A 13,671-nucleotide genomic window follows, 5' to 3' on the forward strand; every position below is an offset into this window, starting at 1 on the left:
GTCAGCCCAGCCCGTCCTGGACCGCCTGGACCGAGGCCGCGGCCTCCTCCGGCGTCGACTGTCCCGCGGCCACCGCGGACAGCGCGTCCGCGACGGCCGTGTCGATGTCCGGCGACTCGAAGTAGCGCGAGTACTGCACCTCGGGCATCCAGTCCTCGGTGAACGTCGTCCACATCTCCTGCTGCTTGTCGCTCGTGAACTCCTCGGGGTCGAGGCCCTGCACGGCGGGCAGGTCGTTGAACGTGTTGATGAGCACCTGGGCGCCGTCCCCGGCGATCCAGTCGGTGAGGACCTGGCACGCCAGCTCGGGGTTCTTCGCGTCCTTCGAGATGCCGAGCGCGACGTCGATGCCGCCGACGAGCTGCGGCTCGGGTGCCCCGCCGGGGATCGTCGGGAACAGGAAGGGCTCGTAGCCCTCCATGCCCTGCGAGAGCGGCGGGATGTCGGCGCGCGAGGGGTCGGACTGCTGGATCCACCAGGCCCCGAGGGGGATCATCGCGGCGTTGCCCGCCTCGAACTGGTTGACGCCGTTCGGGTAGGCGTCGAGCGCGAGGGCGCCCTGCTGGGCGATGCCGTCGGTGAACAGCTTCTGCCAGTACGTGAAGGCCTCGACGATCCCCGGGTCGGTCCACGACGCCTCGCCCGACTCCGCCTGGTGGACGAGGCCCGGCTCGATGTTGTTGGCGATCTGGAGGAAGACGACGTTGCGCAGCCACGAGTCCTTCGCGGGCAGGAGGAACGGCGCGGCCGAGCCGCCGCCGAGCGCGTCGACGGCGCTCTCGAGGTCGGCCCACGTGGCCGGGGGCTCGATGCCGGCCTCCTCGAGGAGGTCGGAGTTGGCCCAGAGGTTCACCGTCTGCACGAGGAGCGGCAGCGCGTAGTAGTGCTCGTCCCCCTCGGGGTTGCCCATCCGCGCCTGCTCGAGACCGATGGGGAAGAACTTCGACTCCCAGTCGTCGCCCCAGGTCTCTGCCGCGCACTCCTCGAGCGGCATGAGGTTGTCCCGGTACTGCTGGGTCAGCGCGCCGGGCTGGAGCCCCACGATGTCGGGCATCGTGCCCGAGCTCGCGCGGGTCTGCAGGTCCACGACGTACTCCGGGTAGTTGAAGATCGTGGCGTCGATCGTGACGTCCGGGTTGGCGGTGGTGAACGCGTCGATCATCTGGCGCGTGGTCTGCTCGATCGGGCTCCAGGAGCGGAACGTCACCGTCGTCCCGCCCCCGCCCCCCTGGCCCGACTGCTCAGGATCCGCGCTGCCCGCGCACGCCGCGAGCGACGTGACGATCGTGAGCGCGACTCCGGCCTGGATGCCGCGGCGCGCAGTTCGGGGAAGCTTCATCGCGTCCGTCCTCTCTCCGTCGTTGGATGCGAGGGCCTCATCGAACGTCTCCGGGTCGAGGCCGTCAACGGCACCGCCGCCTCCTCCGCGGCCGCGCCGGCCCCGTGTCGTCCGCGCCTGTCCGGTGGCCACCGCCACGCGAGCGCGGCGCTGTCGCCGGTGACGAGCCACCGGCCGACAGCGCGGTGTCCGTTGTCCGACAACGGCGCCGCCGGGGAGCGCGAGACTCTGCGGCACGCGCCGACCGTGCGGGTGCCGCCGGGGCCGGGTGACAACCGGGCCCGCCGTCGCTGTCCCGGGGCGGCACGGGTCGGGCACGGACCCCGCCACCCCGCACCGGCACGCAGGTCACAGTTGCGTCACCGCCCGCACCTGTCTCACATTTCGAGATTTCGCCGGGCAACGGCGCAGGTCGGGGCACCCGTTGTGTCTGTAATCGATTTCTGTCATGCTGATCGTCATGCCCAGACCCCTCGTGACCCCGGGCCTCGTCGGCGTCGACGTCGGCACGTCGAGCAGCAAGGGCGTGCTCGTCGGTCCCGACGGCGCGATCCTCCGCTCCGCCACGCGCGCCCACGCCGTGGACCGGCCGGCACCCGGTCAGGTCGAGATGGACGCCGCCGTCTGGTGGGACGAGCTCGTCGCGATCGTCACCGAGCTCACCTCCGACCTCGCCCCCGGCGCCGTCCGCGGCGCCGACGTGCCCGCCGACCTCGAGGTCGCCGCCGTCGGGGTGTCCGGCATGGGCCCGTGCGTCCTGCTGGCGGACGAGGCCGGGACGCCGGTGCGCCCGGCGATCCTGTACGGCGTCGACACGCGCGCGACCCGTCAGATCGCCGAGCTCGACGCCGCGCTGGGGCGCACCACCGTCCTCGATCGCTGCGGCTCCGCGCTCTCGTCCCAGGCCGTGGGCCCCAAGATCGCCTGGGTGCGCGAGCACGAGCCCCAGGCGTGGTCGCGCACCCGACGGCTGTTCATGCCCGCGTCCTACCTCGCGTTCCGGCTCACCGGTGCCTACGTGCTCGACCACCACTCCGCGTCGCAGTCGACGCCGCTCTACGACCCGCGCACGCACGAGTGGATCGACGACTGGGCCGACCTCGTCGCCCCCGGGCTCGAGCTCCCCGCCCTGCGCTGGCCGGGGGAGGCCGCGGGCACGACGCGCGAGCCCCTCGCCGGGGTCCCGGCGGGCACGCCGGTCGTGACCGGGACGATCGACGCCTGGTCCGAGGCCGTGAGCGTCGACGCGACGCACGTCGGGGACCTCATGCTCATGTACGGCACGACGATGTTCCTCGTCGCGACCGTCGCCGAGCCCCTGCGCAGCGAGTCGATGTGGGGCACGGTGGGCGCCTACCCCGGCACGCACAACCTGGCCGGAGGGATGGCGACGTCCGGCGCGATCACGTCGTGGCTCCGCGACCTCACGGGCAGCGGGTCGAGCACCGGCTACGCCGAGCTCCTCGCCGAGGCCGAGGCGTCGGGGCCGGGCGCGAACGGTCTCCTCATGCTTCCCTACCTCGCGGGCGAGCGGACACCGGTCCAGGATCCCGACGCCCGCGGCGTCGTCGCGGGCCTCACGCTCTCGCACTCGCGCGGGGACCTCTACCGCGCGGCTCTGGAGGCGACCGCGTTCGGGGTGCGACACAACGTCGAGACCCTGCGCGACGCCGGCGCGGAGATCTCCCGCGTCGTCGCCGTCGGCGGGGGCACCCAGGGCGACCTGTGGACGCAGGTCGTCTCCGACGTCACCGGGCTCCCGCAGGTCGTCCCGACGCGGACGATCGGCGCGAGCTACGGCGCGGCGATGCTCGCCGCCGGTCTGGTGCACGAGCACGGACGCCTCGTCGACGTCGCCGCCTGGAACCCGCCCGCGCGCGTCGTCGAGCCGGACCCCGCGCTCCGCGCGACCTACGACGAGCTCTACGGGCTGTACCGCGACCTGTACCCCGCGACGAGCGACGTCGTGCACGCGCTCGCCCGCCGGACGGACGGTCCCTCGGCACCCACGGCCCCGACCCGCTCCGCCCTCTCCCCCGACCGCGCCACCCTCGAAGGAGCACCCGCATGACCAGCAGCACCTACGCCGTCCCCACGCTCGCGCCGGAGCCCCAGGCCCCGGAGCGCACGGTCTACCTCGTCGCGTCGGGCGACCTGCGCGAGTCCGCGAACGTCGCGGGCTGGCCCACGCAGGTGGAGCTCGAGCGCGTCCTCACCGACGCGTTCGCCGCGAACGGCTGGAAGGTCGTGCGGGCCAACGAGGTGGACCCCGAGACGGGGCACGGGTTCATCAGCTCCCAGCGCATGGGGCTCGAGGTGTTCGCGACGATCCCGCCCGACGCGCCGCTCGTCGTCGCGGAGGCCGTGTGGCAGTACAGCCACCACGTGCTGGCCGGGCTGCGCACGCACCGCGGCCCGATCCTCACGGCCGCGAACTTCGCGGGCGACTGGCCGGGCCTCGTCGGGCTGCTCGGTCTCAACGCGGGCCTGACGAAGATGGGCCGCCCCTATTCGACCGTGTGGACGGTCGACGGGAGCGACGCCTGGTTCCAGGACGCGATCCGGTCGTGGGTGACGACCGGCACGATCGAGCACGACGACTCGCACGTCCACCCGCTCCCGGAGCTCCCGGACAGCCCCGAGAAGCAGCTCGGCGAGGCGCTCGCCGCCCAGCTGCTGCGGGAGAAGGCGATCATCGGCGTCTTCGACGAGGGCTGCATGGGCATGTACAACGCGATCTTCGACGACGAGCTGCTCAACGGCCTCGGCATCTACAAGGAGCGGCTGTCGCAGTCCGCGCTCTGGGCGGAGATGCAGCGGGTCGGCGACGACGAGGCGGACGCGGTCCAGCGCTGGCTCGAGGACGCCGGCATGACGTTCCGGCTCGGCACCGACGAGGCCACGGAGCTCACCCCGGCCCAGCTGCGCTGGCAGCACAAGATGTACATCGCCGCGCTGCGGATCGCCGACGACTTCGGGCTCGACGCCGTCGGCATCCAGTACCAGCAGGGGCTCAAGGACATCTGCCCGGCGTCGGACCTCGCGGAGGGCTTGCTCAACAACGTCCAGCGGCCGCCGGTCCGGTCGCGCGACGGCCGGCGGGTGCTGTGGGACGGCCAGGCGTTCCCGCACTTCAACGAGGCGGACGAGGGCGTCGCCGTCGACGCGCTCGTGACGAACCGCGTGTGGACCGCGATGGGCCTGGACCCGGCGACGACGCTGCACGACGTGCGCTGGGGCGAGGAGCACGACGGCCGGTTCGTGTGGGTCTTCGAGATCTCGGGCTCCGTGCCCGCCTCGCACCTGGAGGGCGGCTACGCGGGCGCCGAGGGGTGGCGCCAGGACCCGGTGTTCTTCCCGGCGGGCGGGTCGACGATCAACGGCGTCTCCAAGCCCGGCGAGATCGTCTGGTCGCGCGTCTACATCGCCGACGGCGTCCTGCAGGTCGACCTCGGGCGGGCCTCGGCCGTCTCCCTGCCCGCAGAGGAGACGCGCCGCCGCAAGGAGGCGACGAACCCCGAGTGGCCGATCATGCACGCGGTGCTGCACGGCGTGAGCCGTGACCAGTTCATGGCCCGCCACAAGGCGAACCACCTCAACGTCGCGTACGCGCCCGACGCCGCGACGGCCGACCGCGCGCTCGAGGCGAAGGCCGCGTTCTTCGCCGCGCTCGGCATGCCCGTCCACCTGTGCGGGGACACGGCGCTCACGCGCTGACCCCCGCTCCCGCGACCCCGGGCGGGTCGCTCCGCCGCGCTCGTCCCCCCGGCCGCGGCGGGGCGGCCCGCCCGGCCTCTTCCGCGTCAGCGGGCCGGCCTGGCGGCACGGGCGGGCTCGGCGGCACGGAGGGGCCGACGGCGCGCGAGCCCGTGCAGGACGAGGGCCACGAGCACCGCTCCGAGCAGCGCTCCGGCCGTGTTCATCACGACGTCCTGCACGGTCGGGACGCGGCCGGGCAGGAGGTTCTGGGTCAGCTCGATCGCGACCGACAGCGCGCAGCCCGCGAGCGTCGCGACCCCGACGGCGCGCCGTACGCCCAGTGCCGCGCCGCGCCGTCGTGCGGTCACGCCCCGCAGGAGCGGGACCCCGAGCACGCCGAACGGCCCGAACATCACGACGTTCGCGAGCGCCTCGAGCACGGCCAGCGTGAGGGGGATCCCGAGGCCCTGGAGGAACCCCAGGGTGGCCGTCGCCCAGCCCGGCGCGTCCGTGGACTGCGGCGAGGGCCACAGCGTCACGACGAGGACGGCGGCGAGGTAGGCGGCGAACGTCCACGTCAGCAGGCGCATCCGGTCAGCGTACGGGGGCGGGCACGGCCCGAGGCGGGACCCGTGGGACGGCCACGCTCCCTCCACCGTTCCCCCTCCGGCGCGCCCCGACGTGGCCGTCTCGCCGCGCGTGTCACCCGGACCCTCGGTTCACTGGGCGCCATGGTCTCCCTCGGTTTTCACGCGTCCCACGAGCAGATCGCCCCGGCCCCCCTGCTGCGTGCCGCGCGGCGCGCGCAGGAGGTCGGGTTCGACGTCGCGATGTGCTCCGACCACCTCGCGCCCTGGAGCGCGCGACAGGGCGAGTCGGGCCACTCCTGGTCGTGGCTCGGGGCTGCGCTCGCCACCACCGACCTGCCGTTCGGCGTCGTCACCGCGCCCGGCCAGCGCTACCACCCGGCGGTCGTCGCGCAGGCGATCGCGACGCTCGGCGCGATGTTCCCCGGCCGCTTCTGGGCCGCGCTCGGCTCCGGCGAGGCGATGAACGAGCACGTCACGGGCGCTCCGTGGCCCACCAAGGCCGACCGGGACGCCCGCCTGCGCGAGTGCGTGGACGTCATCCGCGCGCTCCTGGCGGGCGAGGAGGTCACGCACCACGGCCACGTCACGGTGGACCGTGCGCGCGTCTGGTCGCTGCCCGACGTCGTCCCGCGCCTCGTGGGGCCCGCCGTCACCCCGGCGACGGCGCGCCGGCACGCGGACTGGGCCGACGGCCTCGTCACCGTGAACCAGCCGGTCGAGTCGCTGCGCCGCGTCGTCGGCGAGTACCGCGACGCGGGTGGGCGCGGCCCGCTCGCCCTGCAGGTCCACGTGTCCTGGGGCGACGACGACGAGGCGGCCTACGCGGTCGCGCACGACCAGTGGCGCTCCAACCTGCTGCCGCCGAGCGTCAGCTGGCACCTCGAGACCCCGGAGCAGTTCGACGCGGTCGCGGACCTCGTGCGCCCCGAGGAGGTGCGGGGGACGGTGCTCGTCGAGCACGACGCCGAGCGGTTCGCGGACCGCGTCGCCGAGCTGGCGGCGTGCGGGTTCGACGAGGTGTACCTGCACCACGTGGGCCAGCAGCAGGACGCGTTCCTCGACGCGGCGGGCGCGACGCTGCTGCCGCTCCTGCGGTCGGCGACCACGACGACCGGCGGAGGCGCCGCATGAGGATCAGCGACACGGGCGACCTGTGGTGGAAGAACGCGGTGATCTACTGCCTGGACGTCGAGACGTTCATGGACTGGAACGACGACGGCGTGGGCGACTTCGCCGGGCTCGTGCAGCGTCTCGACCACCTCGCCGACCTCGGGGTCACGTGCCTGTGGCTCATGCCGTTCTACCCGACCGCCGACCGCGACGACGGCTACGACATCACCGACTTCCTCGCGGTCGACCCGCGGCTCGGCGACGTCGGGGACCTCGTCGAGCTGATCCGCACGGCGCACGACCGCGGTATCCGGGTGATCGCCGACCTCGTCGTCAACCACACCTCCGACCGTCACCCGTGGTTCAAGGCCTCGCGCTCCAGCACGGACAACCCGTACCGCGACTTCTACGTGTGGCGCGCCGACGAGCCGCCGCCCACCCAGGACCAGGTGATCTTCCCCGACCAGGAGGGCGGCATCTGGACGCAGGACGACAAGACCGGCGAGTGGTACCGGCACCGCTTCTACCGCCACATGCCGGACCTCAACACCGCCAACCCGCACGTCCGCGACGCGATCGCGAAGACGATGGGTTACTGGATCCAGCTCGGCCTGTCGGGGTTCCGCGTCGACGCGGTCCCGTTCTTCCTCGGGGACGCGGCCTCGAACCCGTCCGACGAGATCGAGGACCCGCACGACTTCCTGCGCGCGCTGCGCTCGTTCCTCTCGCGCCGCACGGGCGACTCGATCCTCATGGGGGAGGTCAACCTGCCGTTCGAGGAGCAGCGCCTCTACTTCGGCGACGACGGGACGGGTGACGGGAGCGAGTCCGGGCCGTCGAGCTCGGAGCTCACGCTGCAGTTCGACTTCAACGGCATGCAGGCGCTGTACCTGTCCCTCGCGCGGCACGACGCCGGCCCGCTCGCCGCGTCGCTCGCCGCACGTCCACCGATCCCCCACGACGCGCAGTGGGCGACGTTCGTGCGCAACCACGACGAGCTCACGCTCGACAAGCTGTCCGACGAGGAGCGCCAGGAGGTCTTCGCCGCGTTCGGCCCCGAGGAGGACATGCAGCTCTACGGGCGCGGGCTGCGCCGTCGGCTCCCGCCCATGCTGGGCGGGGACCCGCGCCGCGTGCGGATGGTGTACTCGCTGCTCTTCGCGCTCCCGGGGACGCCCGTCCTCTACTACGGCGAGGAGATCGGCATGGGCGAGAACCTCGCGGCGGACGGGCGGCTCGCCGTGCGGACCCCGATGCAGTGGACGTCCGGCCGCAACGGCGGCTTCTCGCGAGCCCCCGCACGCCGGCTCGCCGGGCCCGTGCCCACGGACGGCTACGCACCCGAGCACGTCAACGTCGCGGACCAGCGGCGCGACCCGGACTCGCTGCTGACGTTCGTGCGCCTGCTCGCGCACCGCTACCGCGAGTGCCCCGAGCTCGGCTGGGGCGACGTCGACGTGCTCGACCAGCCGGAGCCGGCGGTCCTCGCGCTGCGCAGCACGTGGCAGGAGGCGTCGATGGTCACCGTCCACAACCTGTCCCCGGACCCGGTCGTGGTCCGGCTCGCGCTCGGGGAGCTGCCCGCCGAGGCGCGCCTCGTCGACCTGCTCGACGCGGACGACGTCGAGCCGGACCCCGACGGGAGCGCCGAGGTCCGGCTCGACGGCTACGGCTACCGCTGGCTGCGCGTCACGCACCCGGGCTCGCGGCGGCTCCTGTGATCCGGCGGCCGGTCAGCGGTGCCCCGGGCGCGCGACGCGCGACGGTCGTCAGCCGTCGTGGCCCGGCTCGTCCGGGCCGACGGGCCGGCCGGGCGAGGACGGCCAGTCGGGCGGCGAGTCCGGGACCGGGTCCGAGGGCCGCGGCTCACCGGGCACCGGGTCAGCGTGGCTCGGGTCGTGCGGCGGCTCCGACGGGTCCGGGGGCGGCCCCGGGGACTTCGGTGGCTCGACGGTCGGCTCCGCAGGTCGAGCGGGCTCGACCGGTCCGCCCGGCTCGACCGGTCCGCCGGGCTCGACCGGTCCGCCGGGCTCGGCGGGGCGGTCCGGATCGGCAGGGCCGGGGCTGTTCGTGGTCATGGCTGCACCTCCGCTGCTCACGGCGCCCGGTCGGGCGTCCCCTCGACGCTAGGCACGTGCGCGCCCGCTCGCTCGCCCCGGCGACCCTCCGGGCGCCCGCAGGCCGCGGTGCGTTCCTCCGATGACCCGAACGAGCGTCGTGTACACGGTGGGGCACTCCACGCGTCCCGTCGAGGACTTCCTCGCCCTCCTGCGAGAGAACGGGGTGCGGCGGCTCGTGGACGTGCGCACCGTCCCGAAGTCGCGGCACAACCCGCAGTACCACCGGGACGCGCTGGCCCCCGTCCTGCGCGCGCACGGCATCACCTACCGCTGGGTCCGGGAGCTGGGCGGCCTGCGGCGCGCACGGCCCGACAGCCCGAACGCCGCATGGCGCAACCTCTCGTTCCGCGGCTACGCGGACCACATGCAGACCCCCGAGTTCGCCGCGGCGGTCGACGACCTCGTGCGGCGCAGCACGCACGACGACCTCGTCATCATGTGCGCGGAGGCGGTGCCGTGGCGGTGCCACCGGTCTCTCGTCGGGGACGCCCTGGTCGTGCGCGGCGTGGAGGTGCGCGACATCGTCTCTGCCGCACGCCCGCGTCGGCACACGCTCACCTCGTTCGCGCGCGTCGAGGGGACGCGCGTCTGGTACCCGCCGACCACGGACGACCCCGCGCACGACGCGGACGGAGCACCGGCACCTCCCCCTTCCCCGGGGACCGCCCGTTCTTCGCGGTGAGCGCCCTCACGGGTCACCCCCCTGCCGGTGACGCGCCGTCGCCGCCCTGGAGTGCGGCGGCCACGATCTCCTCGACCGTGGCGGTGTCCGGCGTCTCGCCGGCGAAGAGCAGGTGCCCCGTGCCGATGAGGGTGCGCGCGAGCGTGTCGGGATCCACGCGCGTGGCGGACGGCCCGCGAGTCGTCTCGACCCGGAGACGCTGTGCGAGTGCGACGGCCGCCTCGGTCAGGACCGGGATCCCGCGCGGGGTCGACGACCGGAGACGTGCGCGCAGGCCGTCCCGGGCGATCGTCAGCCGGACCAGCTCCAGCGTGACGGGCGTGAACACCACTTCGAGCGCACGGACCATGCTCGACACCTGGTGCACCTCTGCGAGTCCGGCGAGGTCCGCCTCGACGCGCGCGACGTGCCTGCGCACGAGCTCGGCCAGGAAGTCGTCGAAGTCGTCGAAGTGCCGGTGCAGCACCCCTTTGGCGACGCCCGCCTCGTCGGTGACGGACCGGCTCGTCAGGCCGCCCGCGCCGTCGCGCGCGAGGACGCGCTCTGCCGCTTCGAACAGCTGCGACTGAGCGTCGCGCAGGGCCACTCCGGTCGGCATCCTTCTCCCGTCACGTCGACAGTGGGCATGCGCCCACTTAAAGTGGGCGCATGGTCACTTTATCGCCCTCGCCCGAGCCCCTACCGCACGAGCAGCGCCGGATCGCCGAGTCGTTCGGCACCGATGCCGCCCGCTACGACCGCACCCGGCCTCACTATCCGCGGGCCCTCGCCGACGCCGTCCTCGACGGGCTCGGCGGTCTGCACGTCCTCGACGTGGGCATCGGGACCGGGTTGTCCGCGCTCCCGTTCCGGGCGGCCGGGGCCGACGTCGTCGGCATCGAGATCGACGAGCGGATGGCCGAGGTCGCGCGGGCCAAGGGGTTCGTCGTCGAGACGGCCAGGTTCGAGGAGTGGGACCCGGCGGGACGCATGTTCGACACGGTGATCGCCGGGCAGACCTGGCACTGGGTGGACCCTGACGCGGGCGCCCAGCAGGCGGCGCGGGTCCTGCGCCCCGGCGGACGCGTCGCCCTGTTCTGGAACGCCGCCGAGCCCGAACCGGCGGTCGCGTCCGCCTTCGCCCAGGTCTACCGGGACATCGACACCGGTCTGCCGTTCACCCCCTTCGCCGCGCCGGCCACCACCGGGCAGGACCGGTTCCTCGAACCGGCCGAGGCGGGGCTGGCGCGGACCGGCGACTTCGCCGCGCCCGAGCGGTTGCAGCTCGCCTGGACCGCCACGATCACCCGGCAAGCCTGGCTCGACCAGGTTCCGACCAACGGAGGTCACCACCTCATCCCCGCCGACCGGCTCAGTCGGCTGCTGGACGGGCTCGGCGCCGCCGTCGACGCTCACGGCGGAACGTTCACGATGCGGTACACCACCCACGCCACGGTGGCGCGGCGCCTCTGACGGAGACGCACCGACGAGCGCCGCCAGGCGATCGGGTCCTTACGCTGGGCACGTGACCTCGTTCGCCTCGGACAACTACTCCCCCGCCCACCCCGACGTCCTCGCCGCGCTCGCGGCCGCGAGCGCCGGGCACGAGATCTCCTACGGCGAGGACCCTTGGACGGCGCGCCTCCAGGACGCCGTGCGCTCGCGCTTCGGACCGGACGCCACGGCGTACCCGGTGCTCACGGGCACGGGCGCGAACGTCGTCGCCCTCATGGCGATGCTGCCGCGCTGGGGTGCGGTCGTCGCGACCGAGCACGCCCACCTCAACACGGACGAGAACGGCGCGCCCGAGCGCGTCGGCGGAGTCAAGGTGCTCACCGTCCCGGCGCCGGACGGGAAGCTCACGCCCGACGCCGTGGAGCGGTTCGCGGGCGACCTCGGCGACCCGCACCGCGCGCAGCCGCTCGTCGTGTCTCTCACGCAGTCCACCGAGCTCGGCACGCTCTACACGCCTGCCGAGATCCGTGCGGTGGCCGACGCCGCGCACGCCCGGGGCATGCGCGTGCACCTCGACGGCTCGCGCCTCGCGAACGCCGCCGCGGCGCTCGACGTCCCGCTGCGCGCCCTGACCACCGACGCGGGCGTGGACGTGCTGTCTTTCGGCGGCACCAAGAACGGGCTCGCGCTCGGTGAGGCGGTCGTCGTGCTCGACCCGTCGGCCGTCGACGGCGTCGAGTTCGTGCGCAAGGCGACGATGCAGCTCGCGTCGAAGATGCGCTACGTCTCCGCCCAGCTCCTCGCGCTGTTCGAGCCGGTGGGCGACGTCGTCGCCGAGGTCGACGAGGTCACGGACGCGGACGAGCTCTGGCTGCGCAACGCGCGGCACGCCAACGCGATGGCGGCGCGCCTGCGCGCCGGGCTCGCGGACGTCGTCGTCCCCGCCGCGCTCGGTCCGGACGAGTCCGTGCCCGCCCCGACGTCGGGCCTGGCCTTCACGCAGCCCACGCTCGTCAACGCGGTCTTCGCGACGCTCCCTCGCGCCGCCGTCGAGCGCCTGCGCAAGCGGCACCGCTTCTACGACTGGGGACCGGGCGAGACGCCCGACCGGGTCGAGGTCCGCTGGATGTGCGCCTGGGACACGACGGCGGACGACGTGGACGGGTTCGTCGCCGACGTGCGCAGCGTCCTCGCGGTCGCGCGCTGACCGGGCGAGGATGGGCGCCATGACTCCCGTGAGCCTCCCCACCCCTGACGACCTCGTGCACCTGCGTCGCTGCGTCGAGCTCGCGCGCGAGGCGCTCGACGACGGCGACGAGCCGTTCGGCTCGCTGCTCGTCGACCGCGACGGTGCCGTGCGGTTCGAGGACCGCAACCGCGTGAAGGACGGCGACGCGACCCGGCACCCGGAGCTCGAGATCGCGCGCTGGGCCGCGGAGCACCTGACGCCCGAGGAGCGGCGCGGCGCGACCGTCTACACGTCCGGCGAGCACTGCGCCATGTGCAGCGCGGCCCACGCCTGGGTCGGGCTCGGCCCGATCGTCTACGCGTCGAGCACGACGCAGCTGCTCGGCTGGCTCGAGGAGTGGGGCGTCGCACCCGGGCCTGTGCGACCGCTCGCGATCGGGGACGTCGCCCCGGGTGTCGCCGTCCGCGGGCCGGCCTACGAGCTGGGCGCCGAGATCCGGACCCTGCACGCGCGTCTGCACGGCGTCGGCTGAACGCGACCGGTCGCGCCGAGACGCCGCCGCGGCGGGGGGCGCCCGTCAGGCGCCGAGCGCGTCCGCCACGGTGCGCGCGACCTCCGGCCGCGCGAGGTAGCCCGCCGGACGACCGTCGTCGAGCACGACGGCCGCAGCGTGGTGGCCGGGCGCCGCGTTCGCGACGACGAGGTCCTCGATCGCGGGCGTCGCCGGGTCGAGCGGGAACGCCGCCCGGCCGAGGCCGTGGAGCGCGAGCGCGTCGCGGCGGTCGCGCACCGCGACCCAGCGGCGCACCGGGGCGGGCACGCGCAGCGGCGCGCGGGCGGCGAGGACGTCACGGATCGCCCGGATCGCGAGCGGGGACCCGAGCGTGAGGAGCAAGGGCACGTCCCACCGCGCCGCGCCCGGGTGCTCGCGCAGCACCGAGTACGCGACGACCGACCCCAGCGAGTGCGCGACGACGACCGCCGGCCCGTCGACCGGGATCGCCGCCGCCACGGCGTCGTCGATCGCCGTGCGCACGGCGTCGTCGTGCAGGTACGCCCACACGTCGCGCGCGAGCAGCACGACGACGGCGCCGCTCAGGCCGGGCACGTACCGGTCGAGCGCCGACAGCAGCAGGTTCAGCCACTCCCCGCCGTCTCCCGACGTGGCGCCCTCGGGACGCGCAGGCACCGTCGCGCCCGCCGCGCGCAGCACCTCCTCGGCGACGTCGGCGACGAACGCGACCTCGGCGTCGGGCAGCGCCCGCGCGGCGTGCACCGTGACCGGCGGCGGCTCGGCGTCCCCCGCGACGAGTCCCGCGAGGGTGTCGCCGTAGAAGACGAACGACGTGTCGGCGTCGTCCAGCACGAGGTCTGCGCCGGCCGACGCGAGGCCCGCGTCCAGCACGGCGGTCCACGTGCGATCGAGCGCGTCCGCGTCGAGGCCCTGGCTGTCGCGGCCGTGGACGAGCACGAGTCGGGTCACGCGCCGAACCTACCGGCTGCCGGTG

Annotated in this window: 13 protein-coding genes; 8 read left to right on the forward strand and 5 right to left on the reverse strand. The window is 74.3% G+C overall.

Annotation, left to right across the window (positions count from 1 at the left end):
- Position 1: 1 nt before the first annotated feature.
- Positions 2-1,339 (reverse strand): ABC transporter substrate-binding protein, encoded by a 1,338-nt coding sequence (locus JN535_RS10595; RefSeq protein ID WP_205205524.1) that lies wholly within the window; start codon positions 1,337-1,339, stop codon positions 2-4.
- A gap of 460 nt (positions 1,340-1,799) precedes the next feature.
- Between JN535_RS10595 and JN535_RS10600 the strand changes: the two genes are divergently transcribed.
- Positions 1,800-3,410 carry an FGGY-family carbohydrate kinase gene (locus JN535_RS10600; RefSeq protein WP_205205525.1) on the forward strand — a complete coding sequence of 537 codons (1,611 nt, stop codon included), beginning with the start codon at positions 1,800-1,802 and terminating at the stop codon, positions 3,408-3,410.
- Positions 3,407-5,056 carry a fucose isomerase gene (locus JN535_RS10605; RefSeq protein ID WP_205205526.1) on the forward strand — a complete coding sequence of 550 codons (1,650 nt, stop codon included), beginning with the start codon at positions 3,407-3,409 and terminating at the stop codon, positions 5,054-5,056. Before JN535_RS10600 ends, JN535_RS10605 begins: the two co-directional genes overlap by 4 nt.
- Positions 5,057-5,142: 86 nt before the next feature.
- Here JN535_RS10605 and JN535_RS10610 read toward each other — a convergent pair whose 3' ends face one another.
- Positions 5,143-5,628: a VanZ family protein gene (locus JN535_RS10610; RefSeq protein WP_205205527.1), complete on the reverse strand. Its 486-nt coding sequence runs from the start codon at positions 5,626-5,628 to the stop codon at positions 5,143-5,145.
- A gap of 141 nt (positions 5,629-5,769) precedes the next feature.
- Here JN535_RS10610 and JN535_RS10615 point away from each other — a divergent pair, with 141 nt between their 5' ends.
- Positions 5,770-6,759, forward strand: coding sequence for a TIGR03885 family FMN-dependent LLM class oxidoreductase (locus tag JN535_RS10615; protein WP_205205528.1), 990 nt, complete (start codon positions 5,770-5,772; stop codon positions 6,757-6,759).
- Positions 6,756-8,459: an alpha-amylase family protein gene (locus JN535_RS10620; protein ID WP_205205529.1), complete on the forward strand. Its 1,704-nt coding sequence runs from the start codon at positions 6,756-6,758 to the stop codon at positions 8,457-8,459. Before JN535_RS10615 ends, JN535_RS10620 begins: the two co-directional genes overlap by 4 nt.
- Before the next feature lie 48 nt (positions 8,460-8,507).
- Here the strand turns inward: JN535_RS10620 and JN535_RS10625 are convergent, their stop codons facing one another.
- Positions 8,508-8,816 (reverse strand): hypothetical protein, encoded by a 309-nt coding sequence (locus JN535_RS10625; protein ID WP_205205530.1) that lies wholly within the window; start codon positions 8,814-8,816, stop codon positions 8,508-8,510.
- A gap of 121 nt (positions 8,817-8,937) precedes the next feature.
- Here JN535_RS10625 and JN535_RS10630 point away from each other — a divergent pair, with 121 nt between their 5' ends.
- A complete protein-coding gene (locus tag JN535_RS10630) occupies positions 8,938-9,540 on the forward strand; it encodes a DUF488 domain-containing protein (protein ID WP_205205531.1) in 603 nt (200 codons plus the stop codon).
- Between the two features lie 13 nt (positions 9,541-9,553).
- Here JN535_RS10630 and JN535_RS10635 read toward each other — a convergent pair whose 3' ends face one another.
- Entirely contained in the window at positions 9,554-10,138 is a 585-nt protein-coding gene (locus JN535_RS10635) for a TetR/AcrR family transcriptional regulator (protein WP_205205532.1), read from the reverse strand.
- 50 nt (positions 10,139-10,188) lie between these two features.
- On the opposite strand from JN535_RS10635, the gene JN535_RS10640 reads away from it, so the two are divergent.
- Genes JN535_RS10640 through JN535_RS10650 form a run of 3 tightly spaced genes read left to right on the forward strand, consistent with a single transcriptional unit; the run spans position 10,189 to position 12,695 of the window.
- Positions 10,189-10,992, forward strand: a complete 804-nt coding sequence (locus JN535_RS10640) for a class I SAM-dependent methyltransferase (protein ID WP_205205533.1) — start codon at positions 10,189-10,191, stop codon at positions 10,990-10,992.
- A gap of 52 nt (positions 10,993-11,044) precedes the next feature.
- Positions 11,045-12,181, forward strand: coding sequence for a threonine aldolase family protein (locus JN535_RS10645; protein WP_205205534.1), 1,137 nt, complete (start codon positions 11,045-11,047; stop codon positions 12,179-12,181).
- A 19-nt stretch (positions 12,182-12,200) separates the two neighbouring features.
- Entirely contained in the window at positions 12,201-12,695 is a 495-nt protein-coding gene (locus tag JN535_RS10650) for a nucleoside deaminase (RefSeq protein WP_205205535.1), read from the forward strand.
- A gap of 45 nt (positions 12,696-12,740) precedes the next feature.
- Here JN535_RS10650 and JN535_RS10655 read toward each other — a convergent pair whose 3' ends face one another.
- Positions 12,741-13,646, reverse strand: coding sequence for a hypothetical protein (locus JN535_RS10655; protein WP_205205536.1), 906 nt, complete (start codon positions 13,644-13,646; stop codon positions 12,741-12,743).
- Between the last annotated feature and the right edge of the window lie 25 nt (positions 13,647-13,671).

Source organism: Cellulosimicrobium cellulans (genome assembly GCF_016921195.1).
In the GTDB taxonomy this organism is placed as follows: Bacteria; Actinomycetota; Actinomycetes; order Actinomycetales; family Cellulomonadaceae; genus Cellulosimicrobium; species Cellulosimicrobium cellulans_F.

Bases quoted from the DNA above. Each gene is read 5' to 3' on its own strand.
- JN535_RS10595 (WP_205205524.1), bottom strand. From the start codon at position 1,339: ATGAAGCTTCCCCGAACTGCGCGCCGCGGCATCCAGGCCGGAGTCGCG.
- JN535_RS10635 (WP_205205532.1), bottom strand. From the start codon at position 10,138: ATGCCGACCGGAGTGGCCCTGCGCGACGCTCAGTCGCAGCTGTTCGAA.
- JN535_RS10605 (WP_205205526.1), top strand. From the start codon at position 3,407: ATGACCAGCAGCACCTACGCCGTCCCCACGCTCGCGCCGGAGCCCCAG.
- JN535_RS10640 (WP_205205533.1), top strand. From the start codon at position 10,189: ATGGTCACTTTATCGCCCTCGCCCGAGCCCCTACCGCACGAGCAGCGC.
- JN535_RS10620 (WP_205205529.1), top strand. From the start codon at position 6,756: ATGAGGATCAGCGACACGGGCGACCTGTGGTGGAAGAACGCGGTGATC.
- JN535_RS10630 (WP_205205531.1), top strand. From the start codon at position 8,938: ATGACCCGAACGAGCGTCGTGTACACGGTGGGGCACTCCACGCGTCCC.
- JN535_RS10615 (WP_205205528.1), top strand. From the start codon at position 5,770: ATGGTCTCCCTCGGTTTTCACGCGTCCCACGAGCAGATCGCCCCGGCC.
- JN535_RS10650 (WP_205205535.1), top strand. From the start codon at position 12,201: ATGACTCCCGTGAGCCTCCCCACCCCTGACGACCTCGTGCACCTGCGT.
- JN535_RS10625 (WP_205205530.1), bottom strand. From the start codon at position 8,816: ATGACCACGAACAGCCCCGGCCCTGCCGATCCGGACCGCCCCGCCGAG.
- JN535_RS10610 (WP_205205527.1), bottom strand. From the start codon at position 5,628: ATGCGCCTGCTGACGTGGACGTTCGCCGCCTACCTCGCCGCCGTCCTC.
- JN535_RS10600 (WP_205205525.1), top strand. From the start codon at position 1,800: ATGCCCAGACCCCTCGTGACCCCGGGCCTCGTCGGCGTCGACGTCGGC.